This is a genomic window from Streptomyces sp. NPDC001828, from assembly GCF_042892175.1.
In the GTDB taxonomy this organism is placed as follows: Bacteria; Actinomycetota; Actinomycetes; order Streptomycetales; family Streptomycetaceae; genus Streptomyces.
Genome location: NZ_JBIATV010000002.1, coordinates 895,052 through 912,730 on the forward strand (window position 1 = coordinate 895,052; position 17,679 = coordinate 912,730).

A 17,679-nucleotide genomic window follows, 5' to 3' on the forward strand; every position below is an offset into this window, starting at 1 on the left:
CGGCGTCACCCACGACGGGCGGCGGCCCCACGGGCGGGGCCGTTACGGTAGGTGACCGTGACCCCCATCGACCGTGCCCGCCCCTGGCTCAGGGCGCATCCGCTGGCCCTGGACGCCGCACTCGCCCTCGGCGTCCTGCTCTGCATGGTCCTCGGCTCCTTCGCCGACCCGCACGGGCCGAACGGACCGACCTTCGGCACCCGTACGCCGGGTCTGCGCTCCCTCGTCCTGATGTTCCTCGGCGCGGCCGTGCTCGTCCTGCGGCGGCGCAGGCCCATGGCCGTACTGGGCTGCACCGGCGCGCTCACCATGGTCGAGCTGAGCCTGGGCGCCCCGCCCGCGCCCGTGGCGATGAGCGCGGTCGTCGCGCTCTACACGGTCGCCGCCCACACCGACCGCCCCACCACCTACCGGGTCGGCGTGCTCACCATCGTCGTGCTCACCGGCACTGCCATGCTCTTCGGCACCCCGCCCTGGTACTCCCAGGAACACCTCGGGATCTTCGCCTGGACCGGCATGGCCGCGGCCGCGGGCGACGCCGTGCGCAGCCGGCGCGCCTTCATCGACGCGATCCGCGAGCGCGCCGAACGGGCCGAGCACGGCCGTGAGGAGGAGGCCCGGCGCCGGGTCGCCGAGGAGCGGCTGCGCATCGCCCGCGACCTCCACGACGTGGTGGCCCACCACATCGCGCTGGTCAACGTGCAGGCCGGTGTCGCGGCCCACGTCATGGACAAGCGGCCCGACCAGGCCAAGGAGGCGCTCGCCCATGTGCGCGAGGCCAGCCGCTCGGCCCTGAACGAACTCCGTTCCACCGTCGGCCTGTTGCGCCAGTCCGGCGACCCCGCCGCCCCCACCGAGCCCGCCCCCGGCCTCGCCGTCCTGGACGATCTGCTCGGCGGCTTCCGGCGCGCGGGCCTGCCCGTGGAACTCGCCCGCACCGACGACGCCCCGCTGCCGGCCGCCGTCGACCTGGCCGCGTACCGGGTCATCCAGGAGGCGCTCACCAATGTGCGCAAGCACGCGGGGCCCGGCGCCAAGGCCGAGGTGAGCGTCGTGCGGGTCGGGCCGAACACCGAGATCACCGTCATCGACAACGGCACGGGCACCGGCAGCGCGCCCGGCGACGGCGGCGGCCACGGCCTGCTCGGCATGCGCGAGCGGGTCACCGCGCTCGGGGGCAGCTGCACCGCGGGACCCCGCTACGGCGGCGGCTTCCGCGTACAGGCGATACTGCCGGTCAAGGCCGCGGAGACCGGGGCCCCGGGGGAAGGCACGTCATGACCATCACGGTGGTACTCGCCGACGACCAGGCGCTGCTGCGCTCGGCCTTCCGGGTCCTGGTGGACTCCGAGCCGGACATGGAGGTCGTGGGCGAGGCGGCCGACGGGGCCGCGGTCGTCGACGTCGTCCGCGCGACCCTGCCGGACGTCGTCCTGATGGACATCCGGATGCCCGGCACCGACGGCCTCGCCGCCACCCGTGCCATCACCGCCGACCCGGCCCTCGCCACCGTCCACGTGGTGATGCTGACGACCTTCGAGGTCGACGAGTACGTGGTGCAGTCGCTGCGCGCGGGCGCCTCGGGCTTCCTCGGCAAGGGGGCGGAGCCCGAGGAACTGCTCGGCGCGATCCGGGTCGCGGCGGCCGGTGAGGCACTCCTGTCGCCGGCCGCGACCAAGGGCCTGATCACCACCTTCCTTGCCCAGGGCGGCAGTTGGGACGCCGGCGGGCAGGACCCGCGCCGGCACGGCGAGCGGCTCGCCGCGCTGACCGTCCGCGAGCGCGAGGTCCTGGTCCAGGTCGCGGGCGGCCACTCCAACGACGAGATCGCCGAGCGCCTCGCCGTCAGCCCGCTCACGGTCAAGACCCACGTCAACCGGGCGATGGCCAAATTGAGCGCCCGCGACCGGGCCCAATTGGTGGTAATCGCCTACGAATCAGGCCTTGTCCGCCCACGGGTGGACTGAAGGGTGGAGCGCGGCGTACTGCGGCTGCGGTATGCGCGGGATAAGGAAAGGGACCTGGGAGCGAGGAATTGAACCCGCCCCATGGCCGAGGGTTGTAGGCGGGGGCCGGGTCATCCCGGGTGACGCGCCGCGCGATCACGGGCCGGTCCGCCTGCCCTCCTGCTGGGTATCGCCGCTCGCACGCCACAGAAGAGAGACTCCACCCATGTCCTGGCTGTCCAGATTCAGCCTCGCACAACGGGCCCTGATAGGCCTGATGTCGATCGTCGCGATCGTCTTCGGGGCGATCGCCATTCCGCAGCTCAAGCAGCAACTGCTGCCCACCATCGAACTGCCGATGGTGTCGGTGCTCGCCCCCTACCAGGGCGCTTCCCCCGACGTGGTCGAGAAGCAGGTCGTCGAGCCGCTCGAAAAGAACATCAAGGCCGTCAGCGGAGTCAAGGGCATCACGTCCACGGCCTCCGAGGGCAACGCCGTGATCATGGCGACCTTCGACTTCGGCACCGGTACGAAGCAGCTCGTCGCCGACATCCAGCAGGCCGTCAACCGGTCCCGCACCCAGATCCCCACCGAGGTCGACCCGCAGGTCGTCGCCGGTTCCACCGACGACATGCCGACCGTGGTGCTCGCGGTGACCTCCGACAAGGACCAGCAGGCGCTCGCCGACCAGCTGGACCGCACGGTCGTCCCGGCCCTGGAGGACATCAAGGGCGTCGGCCGCGTCAGCGTCGACGGCGTCCAGGACCTCCAGGTCAACGTCACGCCCGACGCGAAGAAGCTCGCGGCGGCCGGTCTCAGCACCATGACGCTCGGCGACGCCCTGAAGGCCGGCGGCGCGACGATCCCCGGCGGCTCCTTCTCCGAGGACGGCAAGAGCCGTACCGTCCAGGTCGGCTCCCCCTACACCTCCCTGAAGCAGATCGAGGACCTGCGGATCAAGCCGCAGCAGGGTGCCCCGGTCCGCCTCGGTGACATCGCCACCGTCAAGCAGCAGCCCGCGCAGCGGGTCTCCATCACCCGCACCAACGGCAAGCCCAGCCTCGCCGTGATGGCCACCATGGACCACGACGGCAGCGCCGTCGCGATCTCCCAGGCCGTCAAGGACAAGCTGCCCGACCTGAAGAAGGACCTCGGCTCCGGCGCGGAGCTCACCGTCGTCTCGGACCAGGGCCCGCAGGTCTCCAAGGCCATCTCCGGCCTGACCACCGAGGGCGCGCTCGGCCTGCTCTTCGCCGTGATCGTGATCCTGCTCTTCCTGGCCTCGATCCGCTCGACGCTGGTGACCGCGGTGTCCATCCCGCTGTCCGTGGTCCTCGCGCTGATCGTGCTGTGGACGCAGGACCTCTCGCTCAACATGCTCACGCTCGGCGCGCTGACCATCGCGATCGGCCGGGTGGTCGACGACTCGATCGTGGTCCTGGAGAACATCAAGCGCCACCTCGGCTACGGCGAGGAGCGCCACTCCGCGATCCTGGCGGCGGTCAAGGAGGTCGCCGGCGCGGTGACCGCCTCGACGCTCACCACCGTCGCGGTCTTCCTGCCGATCGCCTTCGTGAACGGCATGGTCGGCGAGCTGTTCGGCTCGTTCAGCCTCACCGTCACCGCGGCCCTGCTCGCCTCGCTGCTCGTCTCCCTGACCGTCGTCCCGGTGCTCTCGTACTGGTTCCTGCGCGCGCCCAAGTCGATCGCGGGCATCGACCCGGACGAGGCGCGCCGCAAGGCGGAGGAGAAGGAGAACAAGTCCCGCCTCCAGCGCCTGTACGTCCCGGTGCTCCGCTTCGCGACCCGGCGCCGCCTCACCAGCGTGCTGATCGCGGTCGTCATCCTGATCGGCACCTTCGGCATGGCCGGTCTCCTGAAGACCAACTTCTTCGACCAGGGCGAGCAGGACACCCTGTCGATCAAGCAGGAGCTGGAGCCCGGCACCAGCCTGGACGCGGCGGACGCCGCCTCCAAGAAGGTCGAGCAGATCCTCGCCGCCGACCCGGCGGTCAAGAGCTACCAGGTCACCGTCGGCTCCTCCGGCTTCATGGCGGCCTTCGGCGGCGGCACCGGCGCCAACCAGGCCTCGTACACGGTGACGCTCAAGAGTGCGGGCGACTACGACAAGGCGCACGACCGTCTTGAGGCGGCCCTCAAGAACCAGCCGGGCCACCCCGCGATCTCGTCCAACGGCGGCTTCGGCAGCCAGGACCTGAGCGTGGTCGTCAAGGCGGCCGACGGGGACGTCCTGAAGAAGGCCGCGGAGCAGGTGCGCCAGGCCGTCGGGGGCCTGAAGGACGTCAGCGACGTCCAGAGCGACCTGGCGCAGAGCGTGCCCCGGGTCTCGGTGCAGCCCAACGACAAGGCGGCCGACGCGGGCTTCAACCAGACCACGCTCGGCATGGCCGTCGCCCAGCAGGTGCACGGCACCCAGGTCACCAAGGCGATCATGGGCGACTCCGAGCGCGATGTGTACATCACCTCGCCCGACCCGGCCACCACCGTGGACCAGCTCAAGAACCTCCCGCTCGGCCCGGTCAAGCTCGGTGACATCGCCGATGTGAAGCTGGTGGCGGGCCCGGTCTCGATGACCCGGATCGACGGCGCCCGCTCGGCGACCATCACCGCCAAGCCGGTCGGCGACAACACCGGCAAGGTCAGCACCGACCTCCAGGCCAAGATCAAGGACCTGAAGCTGCCGTCCGGCGCCACCGCCTCCATCGGCGGTGTCTCCTCGGACCAGTCGGACGCGTTCAAGAACCTGGGTCTGGCCATGCTGGCGGCGATCGCGATCGTCTTCATGCTCCTGGTCGCGACGTTCAAGTCCCTGATCCAGCCGCTGATCCTGCTGGTCGCCATCCCGTTCGCGGCCACCGGCGCGATCGGCCTGCTCATCATCACCGGCACCCCGATGGGCGTTCCGGCGATGATCGGCATGCTGATGCTGATCGGCATCGTGGTGACCAACGCGATCGTCCTGATCGACCTGATCAACCAGTACCGCAAGCAGGGCCTCGGCGTGGTCGAGGCGGTCGTCGAGGGTGGCCGCCACCGCCTGCGCCCGATCCTGATGACGGCACTCGCGACGATCTTCGCGCTGCTCCCGATGGCGCTCGGCGTCACGGGCGAGGGCGGCTTCATCGCCCAGCCGCTCGCGGTCGTGGTGATCGGCGGTCTGGTGACGTCGACGCTGCTCACCCTGCTCCTGGTCCCGACCCTCTACGCGATGGTCGAGCTCCGCAAGGAGCGCAAGGCCAGGAAGAAGGCGGCCAAGCGCGCCAAGAAGGCGGACGGGCCCACGACGTCGGACGACTCCGACGAGCGGGAGCCCGCCAACGCCTGACCCGGCCCGCAGGTACGACGAAGGCCGCCCCCTCCACAGGGGGCGGCCTTCCGTCGTTCCGGCGGGGAGCGGCTACGGCAGCGCCAGCATCCGCTCCAGGGCGAGCTTCGCGAAGCTCTCGGTCTCGCGGTCGACCTGGATCTGGTTGATCAGCTTGCCCTCGGCGAGCGACTCCAGGGTCCACACCAGGTGCGGCAGGTCGATGCGGTTCATGGTCGAGCAGAAGCAGACCGTCTTGTCGAGGAAGACGATCTCCTTGTCCTCGGCGGCGAACCGGTTGGCCAGGCGGCGCACCAGGTTCAGCTCGGTGCCGATCGCCCACTTCGAGCCGCGCGGGGCGGCCTCAAGGGCCTTGATGATGTACTCCGTCGAGCCCACGTAGTCCGCCGCGGCCACGACCTCGTGCTTGCACTCGGGGTGCACCAGGACGTTCACGCCCGGGATGCGCTCGCGCACGTCGTTCACCGAGTCGAGCGAGAAGCGCCCGTGCACCGAGCAGTGGCCGCGCCACAGGATCATCTTGGCGTTCCGCAGCTCCTCGACGGTGAGGCCGCCGTTGGGCTTGTGCGGGTTGTAGAGCACGCAGTCCTCGAGAGACATGCCGAGGTCGCGCACGGCGGTGTTGCGGCCCAGGTGCTGGTCGGGCAGGAAGAGCACCTTTGTTGAATTGGGCTCCCCCTGCTCGAAGGCCCAGTTCAGGGCGCGCTCGGCGTTGGAGGAGGTGCAGATGGTGCCGCCGTGCTTGCCGGTGAACGCCTTGATGTCGGCCGAGGAGTTCATGTACGAGACGGGCACGACCTGCTCGGCGATGCCGGCCTCGGTCAGTACGTCCCAGCACTCGGCGACCTGCTCGGCGGTGGCCATGTCGGCCATGGAGCAGCCGGCGGCGAGGTCCGGAAGGACGACCTTCTGGTCGTCGCCGGTCAGGATGTCCGCCGACTCGGCCATGAAGTGCACACCGCAGAACACGATGTACTCGGCCTCGGGCCTGGCGGCCGCGTCCTTGGCCAGCTTGAACGAGTCGCCCGTCACATCGGCGAACTCGATGACCTCGTCGCGCTGGTAGTGGTGCCCGAGGATGAAGACCTTGTCCCCGAGCTTCTCCTTGGCCGCGCGGGCCCGCGCCACCAGGTCGGGGTCGGAGGGCGAAGGAAGGTCGCCGGGGCACTCCACGCCGCGCTCGCTCTTGGGGTCGGCCTCGCGGCCGAGCAGGAGCAGCGCGAGCGGCGTCGGCTGTACGTCGAGCTCGACGCGGCCGGCGAGGTCCTGACGGGGCTGGGCGGTGGTCACGTCACGCACCCTTTCTGTTTCCTGAGCGGTGCGGCGGAGCCGCTCCAGTGGCCCCAGGTGCTTGCACGCGGGGGTTTTCGTCTAAATGACGCTATCTATCATAACCGCTTCACGTCACTTTGACGATGGCCATAGCGTCGATGTGACGCACCCGGTCCGCGTCCGCTCGGTGCCCGTCCCCGCCCGGAGTTGTCCACAGGCCTTTTCCCGCCCGGCCCCGTGTGTGCGAGCATGAAAGAGGAAGAACCCGGAATGATTCCGGGGCCCCGCCGGTTGCAACCGTCGGCAAGCAGTCTCCGTACAACCCGGGAGAGAAGCAGATGTCCGTATCGGACGAGACCACCACCGTGAGCGACGGCATCCTCCTGTCCGACGCCGCCGCGGCCAAGGTCAAGGGCCTCCTTGAGCAGGAAGGCCGGGACGACCTGGCGCTGCGCGTCGCCGTTCAGCCCGGCGGCTGCTCCGGCCTGCGCTACCAGCTGTTCTTCGACGAGCGCTCGCTCGACGGCGACGTCGTGAAGGACTTCGACGGCGTCAAGGTCGTCACCGACCGCATGAGCGCCCCGTACCTGGGCGGCGCCTCGATCGACTTCGTCGACACCATCGAGAAGCAGGGCTTCACGATCGACAACCCGAACGCGACGGGCTCCTGCGCCTGCGGCGACTCCTTCAGCTAAGCCGCGCGGCCGAAAGGCGGGCGCCCCCGGTGATCACCGGGGGCGCCCGCCTTCGTCATGTCCGCCGCCTCGCGGCCCGCGCGGGGCCGCTACTTCTTCGGCAGCTCCCTGCCGGTGTCCGCGTCAAGCACCTTGCGGGCCCCGAGCGCCTGGTGCAGCTCCACGGAGACCGTCTGCTGCTTGGCCAGGGCGACGCACATCTTCTTCGGGTCGGTGACCTGCCCGGTCACCTTGACCCGTACGCCGTCGCCGCTCTCGTCGGCGGTCGCCGTGTACGTGCTGCACACCCCGCCCCAGAACGTCACGTTCAGGGTCCGCCCGTCCGGCGCCAGGGCGTACGACTCGAGCGACTGCCCGTGCGCGCCCGGCGCGGTGGCCGAGCCCGACGGTGTCGGTACGGGCGCGCCGCTCGGCGGCTTGGCGATGTACTCGGGGGCCAGCGCCGGGGCGGTGATGGTGAACGGCTGCCCCGCGTCCGGCTTCACCTGGAACAGCCACGACGGCACCAGGGCCGGCGTGCCGCCGACGAACTGCGTGGCGAGCCCGAAGGTGGCCCCGTCGATCGTCACGGTCGAGGGGGTGGGCTGCCCGCAGGGCTTGATGTTGCCCTGCGGATCGCTCGGCAGCCGCCCCTTGGTGGGCTGTCCGTCGAGCGGCACCGGGCCGGTGCAGTCCTTCGTCCTCGGCCGCACGCGGTGGCTGTTGAGCTGGGCCAGCGTCTTGTCCGCGCTGATCACCGGATAGGTGTCGCCCTTGTCCGGCGTCTTCAACTGGCCGCTGCCGCCCACCACTTGGCCGTCGGAGCCGACCTGGATGCCGGTCGTCCAGCCGTACGTGGGAAGCCCGTCGACGACCGGGTCGGCGTTCACCACCCGGGCCGAGGCGAGGATCTCCGAGGCGTCCAGCTTGGCGTCGTCCTGGCCGAGCGCCTTGAGGACCGGGGCCGCGGCCGCCTTCGCCGCCTGCTCGCCGATCGGGCCGCTCGCCCCGGCTCCGGCGCCGGTGTCCGCGCCGGTGGTGTGCATCGGACACATCTTGCCCTTGGGGCAGTTGTCCGTGCCGCCACTGCCGAAACGGGCGAACGTCCAGGTGCCGGGCGCCTTCTGAGTGACCGTCAGAGTCGGACCCGAGCCGTCCTTCGTGGCGCCGGCCTTCCAGCTGTCGCCCTCCAGACGCGCGGCCCCGTCGATGCCCAGCGCCCGGGCGAGCCGGTTCACATCGGCCTCGCTCACCGTGCCGCGCGGCTGATGGACGGCCGCCTTGCCGGGGCCCTCGGGCAGCTTGACCGACGCCCGGTAGACCACCCCGTTGGGGTCGGGCTCGCCCGGGGCGATCCCGTTGCCGCCGCCGCTGCCGCCACTGCCGCCGGTCGGGGCGCCCGGGGTGCCGGCGGCGCTGTCGAGGGCGAGCGGCGGAGGTGCGCCGTCCGCGCCGGGCTTGCCGTCGCCGCCCGAGGACGCCGTCGTGGCCCAGTAAGCCCCACCGCCCCCCACGGCCAGTACGGCCAGGGTCGCCGCGGCGAGGATCAAGGGAGTCCGACGCGAACGCCGCTGCCGGGGCTCGTCCTGCGTGTGCTCGCTGCTCACCAGATCGCTCCTGTCCAGTCGTATCCCGCATCCCCCTTACGAGGGACGCCGGTTGGACGGAGCGGGGGAGCGCACGGTTCCATCCCGTGCGCCGCACCCGCGCGATCAGGCCTTTTCAGTCTCCGTAATCGGACATGTCCGCGATCAGCCGTACCGATGCGGACGGAATCGTCACACCGTGGATCAGGGACGGCGGCACGGGTTCCGGACGGCTCGTCGCGGGGACGACCCAGTGCGGTGCCATCCGCGCGCAGTCGCCCCGCAGCTCCTCCAGACCCTGACCCGCCGCCACCCCGTGCCCGCTGTTCAGCTTGGTTTCCATGCTTCGCACCGTACGCATCAGGAAGCATGCGCAGTAAGACCTACTATTGGGTAGTTTCCGCCGGTCGGCCCAGCAGGGCCGACCCGGTAGCGTGAACTGTCAACGCCCACCCGTCTCCCGCCACCACCCTTATCGGAGCGCTTTGCGCGCCCCTCCTCTTTCTCATCAGGAGCGCCCTCGCCGTGCGTATCGCAGTCACCGGCTCCATCGCCACCGACCACCTCATGACCTTCCCCGGCCGCTTCGCCGACCAGCTGGTCGCCGACCAGCTGCACACGGTCTCCCTCTCCTTCCTGGTCGACAACCTCGACGTGCGCCGTGGCGGTGTCGGTCCCAACATCTGCTTCGGCATGGGCCAGCTCGGCGGCCGGCCGATCCTGGTCGGCGCGGCCGGCTCCGACTTCGACGAGTACCGCGCCTGGCTCGACCGGCACGGCGTCGACACCGGCTCGGTGCGGATCTCCGAGGTCCTGCACACGGCCCGCTTCGTGTGCACCACCGACTCCGACCACAACCAGATCGGCTCCTTCTACACGGGCGCGATGAGCGAGGCCCGCCAGATCGAGCTGAAGTCGGTGGCCGACCGGGTGGGCGGCCTCGACCTCGTGCTGATCGGCGCCGACGACCCCGAGGCGATGCTCCGCCACACCGAGGAGTGCAAGGCGCGGAGCATCCCCTTCGCGGCCGACTTCTCGCAGCAGATCGCCCGCATGTCCGGCGACGACATCCGCACCCTGCTCGAAGGCGCGACGTACCTCTTCTCCAACGAGTACGAGAAGGGGCTCATCGAGAGCAAGACCGGCTGGAGCGACGAGGAGATCCTCGCCAAGGTCGACTACCGGGTCACCACCCTCGGCTCGCGCGGCGTGCGCATCGACAAGGTGGGCGCCGAGCCGATCGTCGTGGGCTGCCCCGAGGAGGACGCCAAGGTCGACCCGACGGGCGTCGGCGACGCCTTCCGGGCCGGCTTCCTGACCGGCCTGTCCTGGGGCGTCGGCCACGAGCGCGCGGCCCAGCTCGGCTGCATGCTGGCCACCCTGGTCATCGAGACCCTGGGCACCCAGGAGTACACCCTGCGCCGGGTCAACTTCATGGACCGCTTCACCAAGGCGTACGGCGACGAGGCCGCGGCCGAGGTGCGGGCCCACCTGCGGTAGGGCTCAGCCGCTGCGGCGCACCCGGTAGGCGGTCCCGCCGTCCACCGGGTGCTCGCCCAGGTACTCCTGGTCCCGCATCTCGCACCACGCGGGGATGTCGAGGCGGGCCGCCTCGTCGTCGGCGAGGACCGTCACGACCCCGCCGACCGGCACGCTCCCGATCGCCTTGGCGAGTTCGATGACCGGGACCGGGCAGAGCTTCCCCAGCGAGTCCACCGTGAACTCCTCGGCGTCGCCCGGCCCGGCGACGGCGACGGGCGCCCCCAGCTTGGTCCGTACGGCCGTGACCACCCAGGACAGCACGTCGAGGAACCGGTCGACGTCCTCCGCCGGGGTGCCGAACGGCAGCGACACCCGGACGTTCCCTTCGCTCAGCACCCCCATCGCGCGCAGCACATGGCTGGGCGTCAGGGTGCTGCTCGTACAGGACGAACCGGATGAAACCGAGAATTCCGCCCGGTCGAGTTCGTGCAGCAGGGTCTCTCCGTCGACATAGAGACAGGAGAAGGTGACCAGATGCGGCAGCCGCCGCACCGGATCGCCGACCACCTCCACATCCGGCACCAGCTCCACGACCCGGGCGCGGATCAGGTCCACCAGGGCCCGCAGCCGCACCGATTCGGCCTCCGCCTCGGCCCGTACGGCCCGCAGCGAGGCGGCCGCCGCCACGATCGCCGGGATGTTCTCGAAGCCGGGCGCCCGCCCCGACTCCCGCTCGTCCGGCGGCCCTTGGGGCGCGAACCGGACACCCTTGCGCACCGCGAGCAGCCCGACTCCTGCCGGACCGCCCCATTTGTGCGCACTCGCCGCAAGGATCGACCAGGCACCCTCGACCGGCCCCCACGCCAGCGACTGGGCCGCGTCCACGAACAGGGGCACCTCCGCCGCCCGGCACAGCTCGGCGACCTCGGCCACCGGCTGGAGCGTGCCCACCTCGTGGTTGGCGGACTGGAGACAGGCGAGGGCCGTGTCGGGACGCAGGGCCCCGGCGTACGCCTCGGGGGAGACCCGGCCCGTACGGTCCACCGCGACCTCGGTCAGCGAACCGCCGGCCGCCTCGTGCGAGGCGGCCGAATGGAGGACCGAGGAGTGTTCGACCGCGGACACCGCCAGGTGCCGGCCGACACGCCGACGCCCGGACAAGGATCCGTAAATTCCGGAGTGCACCGCCTGGGTCCCCGAACCGGTGAAGCTGAGCTCGTCCGGGCGGCAGCCGACGGCCTCCGCGGCGGCCTCGCGCGCCGCGTCGAGCAGCAGCCGGGCCCGCCTTCCCTCCCGGTAGAGGCGGGCCGGATCGGCCCAGCCCTCGTCCAAGGAGGCTTGCAGCGCCTGGCGGGCGACGGGGTGCAGGGGGGCCGAGGAGGCGGCGTCGAAATAGGGCACGCGGCCACGCTAACCCCGGCGCGGCGCACGAGCGGCGGGTGACGGGGCGAGGGGCCGTCAGATGACGCCCGGAGGGCGGGATTCCACCGCGACTCCACCCCTTCGGGGACTCGGACGGCGCGTTGGGCACCCTCCCCGCGCGACCCCAAATAGCGTCCAGTAGGGTTTGGTCCGCATAAACATCCAAACCCCTGCCCGTGTGCCAGGGCGGCGACCGACCAGCGAGACGGCCGTAGCCGACCACCGCGGGCGAGACTCTCGGGAAGGCGCTACGTGAGTCCCAACGGCTCCGACCGCTCGTCGCGGCGCCCGATGCGGCGGAAGCTGCCGCAGGTGCTGACTGCGGGCCTGGTCCTGGCGACAGCATCCGGTTGCTCGTACAACTGGAAAGACTTCCCTCGACTTGGTATGCCCACTCCGGTGACGGAAGAGGCTCCCAGGATCCTGTCCCTCTGGCAGGGCTCGTGGGCGGCTGCGCTCGCCACGGGCGTGCTGGTCTGGGGCCTGATCCTGTGGAGCGTCATCTTCCACCGGCGCAGCCGCACCAAGGTCGAGGTACCCCCGCAGACCCGGTACAACATGCCCATCGAGGCGCTGTACACCGTGGTCCCGCTCATCATCGTCTCCGTGCTCTTCTACTTCACGGCACGCGACGAATCGAAGCTCCTGGCCCTCACCCCGAAGCCCGCTCACACGGTCAACGTGGTCGGCTATCAGTGGAGCTGGGGCTTCAACTACGTCGAGGACGTGCCCGGTGTGAAGGGCAACGCCAAGACGGACCCGAACCTGGAAGCGATTCCGGACCGGTTCAAGAAGGACTTCCCCGCGAACGCGGGCGGTGTCTACGACGTCGGCATCCCCGGCACCCGTAACCCGCAGACCGGAAACCCGGGCCCGACCCTGTGGCTGCCGAAGGGCGAGAAGGTCCGCTTCGTGCTGACCTCGCGCGACGTCATCCACTCCTTCTGGATCGTGCCGTTCCTGATGAAGCAGGACGTCGTCCCGGGGCACACCAACTCGTTCGAGGTCACGCCGAACCAGGAAGGCACCTTCCTGGGCAAGTGCGCCGAACTCTGCGGCGTCGACCACTCGCGCATGCTCTTCAACGTGAAGGTCGTCTCCCCGGAGCGCTATCAGCAGCACCTCAAGGAGCTGGCGGCGAAGGGCCAGTCCGGCTACGTGCCGGCGGGCATCGCCCAGACCGACCCCGCCAAGAACGCGGAGACGAACAAACTGTGAGCATCCTCAACGAATCTCAGGGTGCCGCGGCAGCAGACGACTCGTACGAGAACGAGCTGCCGGTCCGGCGCAAGCAGCCGGGAAACGTCGTCATCAAGTGGCTGACCACCACTGATCACAAGACGATCGGCACGATGTACCTGGTCACGTCGTTCGCGTTCTTCTGCATCGGCGGCATCATGGCGCTCTTCATGCGCGCCGAACTCGCCCGTCCCGGCACGCAGATCATGTCGAACGAGCAGTTCAACCAGGCGTTCACGATGCACGGCACGATCATGCTGCTGATGTTCGCGACGCCGCTGTTCGCCGGATTCGCGAACTGGATCATGCCGCTGCAGATCGGCGCGCCCGACGTGGCGTTCCCGCGGCTGAACATGTTCGCCTACTGGCTCTACCTGTTCGGCTCGACCATCGCGGTCGGTGGCTTCCTCACCCCGCAGGGCGCGGCCGACTTCGGCTGGTTCGCCTACTCCCCGCTGTCGGACGCGGTCCGCTCGCCGGGCGTCGGCGCCGACATGTGGATCATGGGTCTGGCCTTCTCCGGCTTCGGCACGATCCTCGGCTCGGTCAACTTCATCACCACGATCATCTGCATGCGCGCTCCCGGCATGACGATGTTCCGGATGCCGATCTTCGTGTGGAACGTCCTGCTGACCGGTGTGCTGGTCCTGCTGGCCTTCCCGGTCCTCGCGGCCGCGCTGTTCGCCCTGGAGGCGGACCGCAAGTTCGGTGCCCATGTCTTCGACGCCAGTAATGGCGGCGCCTTGCTGTGGCAACACCTCTTCTGGTTCTTCGGCCATCCAGAGGTGTACATCATCGCGTTGCCATTCTTCGGAATCATTTCCGAAGTGATCCCAGTGTTCAGTCGCAAGCCGATGTTCGGCTACAGCGGTCTGATCGGCGCCACCATCGCGATCGCGGGCCTGTCCGTGACCGTGTGGGCGCACCACATGTACGTCACCGGTGGCGTGCTCCTGCCGTTCTTCTCCTTCATGACGTTCCTCATCGCCGTACCGACGGGCGTGAAGTTCTTCAACTGGATCGGCACGATGTGGAAGGGCTCACTGTCCTTCGAAACACCCATGCTGTGGGCCATCGGCTTCCTGATCACCTTCACCTTCGGTGGTCTGACCGGCGTCATCCTGGCCTCGCCGCCGATGGACTTCCACGTCTCCGACTCGTACTTCGTCGTCGCGCACTTCCACTACGTCATCTTCGGCACCGTGGTCTTCGCGATGTTCTCCGGATTCCACTTCTGGTGGCCGAAGTTCACCGGAAAGATGCTGGACGAGCGGCTCGGCAAGATCACCTTCTGGACGCTGTTCGTGGGCTTCCACGGCACGTTCCTGGTGCAGCACTGGCTGGGTGTCGAGGGCATGCCGCGTCGTTACGCCGACTACCTGGCGGCGGACGGCTTCACCGCCCTCAACACGATCTCGACGATCTCCTCGTTCCTGCTCGGTCTGTCGATCCTGCCGTTCTTCTACAACGTCTGGAAGACCGCCAAGTACGGCAAGAAGATCGAGGTCGACGACCCGTGGGGCTACGGCCGTTCGCTCGAGTGGGCGACGTCCTGCCCGCCGCCCCGGCACAACTTCGTCACCATGCCGCGCATCCGCTCCGAATCGCCGGCCTTCGACCTCCACCACCCGGAGATCGCGGCTCTCGACCAGCTCGAGAACCACGGCGACGTCCACGGTGACCACATGCTGTCCGGTGGCAAGGAGGCCGGGAAGTGAAGATCCAGGGCAAGATGTTCCTGTGGCTGTCCGCCTTCATCCTCGTGATGGCCATCGTCTACGGCGTGTGGTCGAAGGAAGCGGCGGGCACCACCGCGCTCGTCATGGCCTTCGGCCTGAGCGTCATGATCGGCTTCTACCTGGCCTTCACGGCCCGGCGGGTCGACGTCGGCGCCCAGGACAACAAGGAGGCCGATGTCGCGGACGACGCCGGTGAGGTCGGCTTCTTCTCGCCGCACTCCTGGCAGCCGCTCTCGCTCGGCATCGGCGGCGCGCTGGCCTTCCTCGCGATCGCGATGGGCTGGTGGCTGCTGTACTTCTCGGCGCCGCTGATCCTGGTCGGTCTCTACGGCTGGGTCTTCGAGTACTACCGCGGCGAGAACCAGAACCAGTAGTTCCGCACGCCGCACTGCGCCAAGAGGGGCCCTTCGTCTCGTTCAGAGACGGAGGGCCCCTCGTTTGCAGTCACACCGCGCGCCGAATCTGACGAGTCTTCATACCGTGTGAACATGAGCCACGCACCGCGCATCCGCACCGTAGTGAGCTGCACCCTCCTTGTCCTGTCCCTCGGTGTGGGGGCCACGGGGTGCGGCGGGTCCGACGGCAATCCCCTTTCGGCGAAGCCCTACGACGCGGCCGGACAGGTCGCGTACAACGGCCCGGCGGGCAGTCAGAAGGCCGATCCCGACAAGCCCCTGGAGATCACCGCCAAGAGCAAGGACGGCCGTCTCACGGACGTCACGGCCGTCGACGGCAACGGGCGCTACCTGGCGGGCGAACTGACCGCCGACGGCAGCCGCTGGCACTCCACGGCCCCTCTGGTCGCCGGAGCGCACTACACCGTCAAGGTCTCCACGGAGAACGAGGACGGCTCTCCAGGGCTGCGCACGCTGACGTTCGACACGGCGGCGGCCAAGGACGCCGTGGAGGTCGAATTCGGCCCGGACGCGGGCAAGTACGGCGTCGGGCAGCCCATCACGGCCCAGCTCAGCAAGCCGGTCAAGGACAAGGCGGCCCGCTCGGTCGTCGAGCGGGCCCTCAAGGTCCAGTCCACGCCCTCGGTGGAGGGCGCCTGGTACTGGGTGAACGACAAGGTCCTGCACTACCGCCCGAAGGAGTACTGGCCCGCCCACGCCACCATCGACGTGCACTCCAACCTGGAGGGCGTGAAGATCGCCGACAAGCTGTACGGCGGCCCCGGCAAGCCCCTGAGGATCACCACGGGCGACCGCGTCGAGGCCATCACGGACGCCGCCGGGCACTACATGACGGTCAAGCGCAACGGAGAAGTGATCAACACCATTCCGGTCACCACCGGGAAGCCGGGCTTCTCCACCCGCAACGGCGTCAAGGTGGTCCTGGGCAAGCAGTACTTCGTACGCATGCGCGGGGAGACCGTCGGCATCTCGTCCAGCAGCTCCGACGGGTACGACCTGCCCGTCTACTACGCCACCCGGGTCACCTGGAGTGGTGAATACGTGCACGCCGCGCCGTGGTCGGTGGGCTCGCAGGGGTCCGAGAACGTCAGCCACGGCTGCACGGGCATGAGCACCGGCAACGCCGCCTGGTTCTTCGAGAACATCAACGAGGGCGACATCGTCAAGGTCGTCAACAGCATCGGCGAGGACATGACGCCCTTCGACAACGGGTTCGGCGACTGGAACGTGTCGTGGGACGAGTGGCGTGAGGGCAGTGTCCTGCAGGCCGACCTCAAGGCCGGGCAGAGCAAGGTCAACTCCGCCCGGCTGCGGCCGGGAGTGTGAGGTCAGGCACCCACGGCAAGCCGCTTGCGCAGCAGGGAGGCCAGGGCGTCCGCGAACTCGACCGGCTCGACCGGCAGGGTCACCGCGGCGTCCGCACGGCTCCACGTGGCCAGCCAGGCGTCCTGCGGGCGGCCGATGAGGAGCAGCACCGGCGGGCACTGGAAGACCTCGTCCTTGATCTGGCGGCAGACCCCCATGCCGCCCGCCGGGGCGGCCTCTCCGTCGAACACACAGACGTCGATGCCGCCGCGGTCCAGCTCCTTGAGGACCGCCGGCAGAGTCGCGCACTCCAGGAACTCCACGGGGGGCACGTCGGATGCGGGCCTGCGCCCGGCCGCGAGCCGCACCTGGGCACGGGTGTTCGCGTCGTCGCTGTAGACCAGAACCGTGGCGCTCGACTGCATGGATCCTCCGAAAGTCCGGCGCTTTCGCCGACGTTGGGTCATGAACCGATGCGCGGATGCTACTCCGTCCGACTGCCCGTCAACACCGGTTCGGCCAGCCCTTCGATGGGCCGTTCGGGCCCTGCATACGCCGCTGACACACCGAACGGCACCCCCCGGAGTGAGGGCGGGATAAGCGACCGACATAATGTCGGTCGTGGCGACAGCAACGACAGTAGAAACCGGGCACGCGCACCCGTCGGTCAATCGGCCGAACCTCACCAGCGTCGGAACCATCATCTGGTTGAGTTCCGAGCTGATGTTCTTCGCGGCCCTCTTCGCGATGTACTTCACTCTGCGATCGGTAACGGGTGCCGCGCACTGGTCCGAAATGGCCTCGTCCCTGAACCTTCCGTTCTCGGCGACCAACACCACGATCCTGGTGCTCTCTTCTCTCACCTGCCAGCTCGGCGTCTTCGCCGCGGAGCGCGGCGATGTGAAGAAGCTCCGCACCTGGTTCATCATCACGTTCGTGATGGGTGCGATCTTCATCGGCGGCCAGGTCTTCGAGTACACCGAGCTGGTGAAGAAGGACGGCCTCTCGCTGTCCTCGGATCCTTACGGCTCGGTGTTCTACCTGACCACGGGCTTCCACGGACTGCATGTGACGGGCGGCCTGATCGCCTTCCTGCTGGTTCTGGGCAGGACGTACGCGGCCAAGAGGTTCACCCACGAGCAGGCGACCGCGGCCATCGTCGTGTCCTATTACTGGCACTTCGTCGATGTCGTGTGGATCGGCCTCTTCGCCACGATCTACCTGATCCAGTAACCGGGCCCGTAGGTCCGCA

General features: G+C 69.3%; 15 protein-coding genes. 10 read left to right on the forward strand and 5 right to left on the reverse strand.

Features of this window, described 5'->3' with window-relative positions; all coding sequences use genetic code 11:
• Positions 1-57: 57 nt before the first annotated feature.
• The 3 genes from ACFYZA_RS10980 (at position 58) to ACFYZA_RS10990 (ending at position 5,292) form a co-directional block, all read left to right on the forward strand.
• A complete protein-coding gene (locus ACFYZA_RS10980) occupies positions 58-1,281 on the forward strand; it encodes a sensor histidine kinase (protein ID WP_382600044.1) in 1,224 nt (407 codons plus the stop codon).
• Positions 1,278-1,967 (forward strand): response regulator, encoded by a 690-nt coding sequence (locus tag ACFYZA_RS10985; protein ID WP_382600042.1) that lies wholly within the window; start codon positions 1,278-1,280, stop codon positions 1,965-1,967. Before ACFYZA_RS10980 ends, ACFYZA_RS10985 begins: the two co-directional genes overlap by 4 nt.
• A 205-nt stretch (positions 1,968-2,172) precedes the next feature.
• Positions 2,173-5,292: an efflux RND transporter permease subunit gene (locus ACFYZA_RS10990; protein ID WP_388489277.1), complete on the forward strand. Its 3,120-nt coding sequence runs from the start codon at positions 2,173-2,175 to the stop codon at positions 5,290-5,292.
• Positions 5,293-5,364: 72 nt separating this feature from the next.
• Here the strand turns inward: ACFYZA_RS10990 and nadA are convergent, their stop codons facing one another.
• Positions 5,365-6,591 carry a quinolinate synthase NadA gene (gene nadA, locus ACFYZA_RS10995; RefSeq protein WP_382600038.1) on the reverse strand — a complete coding sequence of 409 codons (1,227 nt, stop codon included), beginning with the start codon at positions 6,589-6,591 and terminating at the stop codon, positions 5,365-5,367.
• 311 nt (positions 6,592-6,902) lie between these two features.
• Between nadA and ACFYZA_RS11000 the strand changes: the two genes are divergently transcribed.
• Positions 6,903-7,259, forward strand: a complete 357-nt coding sequence (locus ACFYZA_RS11000; protein ID WP_030933606.1) for an iron-sulfur cluster assembly accessory protein — start codon at positions 6,903-6,905, stop codon at positions 7,257-7,259.
• 89 nt (positions 7,260-7,348) lie between these two features.
• Here the strand turns inward: ACFYZA_RS11000 and ACFYZA_RS11005 are convergent, their stop codons facing one another.
• Positions 7,349-8,845: a hypothetical protein gene (locus ACFYZA_RS11005; protein ID WP_388489280.1), complete on the reverse strand. Its 1,497-nt coding sequence runs from the start codon at positions 8,843-8,845 to the stop codon at positions 7,349-7,351.
• Between the two features lie 115 nt (positions 8,846-8,960).
• Positions 8,961-9,167, reverse strand: coding sequence for a hypothetical protein (locus tag ACFYZA_RS11010; protein WP_382596559.1), 207 nt, complete (start codon positions 9,165-9,167; stop codon positions 8,961-8,963).
• A gap of 182 nt (positions 9,168-9,349) precedes the next feature.
• On the opposite strand from ACFYZA_RS11010, the gene ACFYZA_RS11015 reads away from it, so the two are divergent.
• Positions 9,350-10,324, forward strand: coding sequence for a carbohydrate kinase family protein (locus ACFYZA_RS11015; RefSeq protein WP_388489283.1), 975 nt, complete (start codon positions 9,350-9,352; stop codon positions 10,322-10,324).
• A gap of 3 nt (positions 10,325-10,327) precedes the next feature.
• Here the strand turns inward: ACFYZA_RS11015 and ACFYZA_RS11020 are convergent, their stop codons facing one another.
• The gene (locus tag ACFYZA_RS11020; protein WP_388489285.1) at positions 10,328-11,707 is read right to left on the reverse strand and encodes a cysteine desulfurase/sulfurtransferase TusA family protein; all 1,380 of its coding nucleotides are present in this window, start codon (positions 11,705-11,707) and stop codon (positions 10,328-10,330) included.
• 273 nt (positions 11,708-11,980) lie between these two features.
• On the opposite strand from ACFYZA_RS11020, the gene coxB reads away from it, so the two are divergent.
• The 4 genes from coxB to ACFYZA_RS11040 all read left to right on the forward strand — a co-directional run bounded on the left by coxB (position 11,981) and on the right by ACFYZA_RS11040 (position 16,448).
• On the forward strand, positions 11,981-12,946 hold the full coding sequence (coxB, locus tag ACFYZA_RS11025; RefSeq protein WP_382596553.1) for a cytochrome c oxidase subunit II: 966 nt from the start codon (positions 11,981-11,983) through the stop codon (positions 12,944-12,946).
• Positions 12,943-14,685 (forward strand): cytochrome c oxidase subunit I, encoded by a 1,743-nt coding sequence (gene ctaD / locus ACFYZA_RS11030; RefSeq protein WP_100574650.1) that lies wholly within the window; start codon positions 12,943-12,945, stop codon positions 14,683-14,685. Before coxB ends, ctaD begins: the two co-directional genes overlap by 4 nt.
• On the forward strand, positions 14,682-15,080 hold the full coding sequence (locus ACFYZA_RS11035; RefSeq protein WP_382596551.1) for a cytochrome c oxidase subunit 4: 399 nt from the start codon (positions 14,682-14,684) through the stop codon (positions 15,078-15,080). The genes ctaD and ACFYZA_RS11035 overlap by 4 nt, the downstream gene beginning before the upstream one ends.
• A 114-nt stretch (positions 15,081-15,194) precedes the next feature.
• Entirely contained in the window at positions 15,195-16,448 is a 1,254-nt protein-coding gene (locus ACFYZA_RS11040; protein WP_382596549.1) for an Ig-like domain-containing protein, read from the forward strand.
• A gap of 2 nt (positions 16,449-16,450) precedes the next feature.
• Here the strand turns inward: ACFYZA_RS11040 and ACFYZA_RS11045 are convergent, their stop codons facing one another.
• Positions 16,451-16,852 (reverse strand): hypothetical protein, encoded by a 402-nt coding sequence (locus tag ACFYZA_RS11045; RefSeq protein WP_382596547.1) that lies wholly within the window; start codon positions 16,850-16,852, stop codon positions 16,451-16,453.
• 187 nt (positions 16,853-17,039) lie between these two features.
• On the opposite strand from ACFYZA_RS11045, the gene ACFYZA_RS11050 reads away from it, so the two are divergent.
• Positions 17,040-17,660 (forward strand): heme-copper oxidase subunit III, encoded by a 621-nt coding sequence (locus ACFYZA_RS11050; protein ID WP_053727713.1) that lies wholly within the window; start codon positions 17,040-17,042, stop codon positions 17,658-17,660.
• Positions 17,661-17,679 lie beyond the last annotated feature (19 nt).

What these genes read in the sequence shown, in the direction of transcription:
- ACFYZA_RS10985 (WP_382600042.1), top strand. Translation starts at nt 1,278, where the DNA reads ATGACCATCACGGTGGTACTCGCCGACGACCAGGCGCTGCTGCGCTCG.
- ACFYZA_RS10990 (WP_388489277.1), top strand. Translation starts at nt 2,173, where the DNA reads ATGTCCTGGCTGTCCAGATTCAGCCTCGCACAACGGGCCCTGATAGGC.
- ACFYZA_RS11000 (WP_030933606.1), top strand. Translation starts at nt 6,903, where the DNA reads ATGTCCGTATCGGACGAGACCACCACCGTGAGCGACGGCATCCTCCTG.
- ACFYZA_RS11010 (WP_382596559.1), bottom strand. Translation starts at nt 9,167, where the DNA reads ATGGAAACCAAGCTGAACAGCGGGCACGGGGTGGCGGCGGGTCAGGGT.
- ACFYZA_RS11040 (WP_382596549.1), top strand. Translation starts at nt 15,195, where the DNA reads ATGAGCCACGCACCGCGCATCCGCACCGTAGTGAGCTGCACCCTCCTT.
- ACFYZA_RS11045 (WP_382596547.1), bottom strand. Translation starts at nt 16,852, where the DNA reads ATGCAGTCGAGCGCCACGGTTCTGGTCTACAGCGACGACGCGAACACC.
- ACFYZA_RS11050 (WP_053727713.1), top strand. Translation starts at nt 17,040, where the DNA reads ATGTCGGTCGTGGCGACAGCAACGACAGTAGAAACCGGGCACGCGCAC.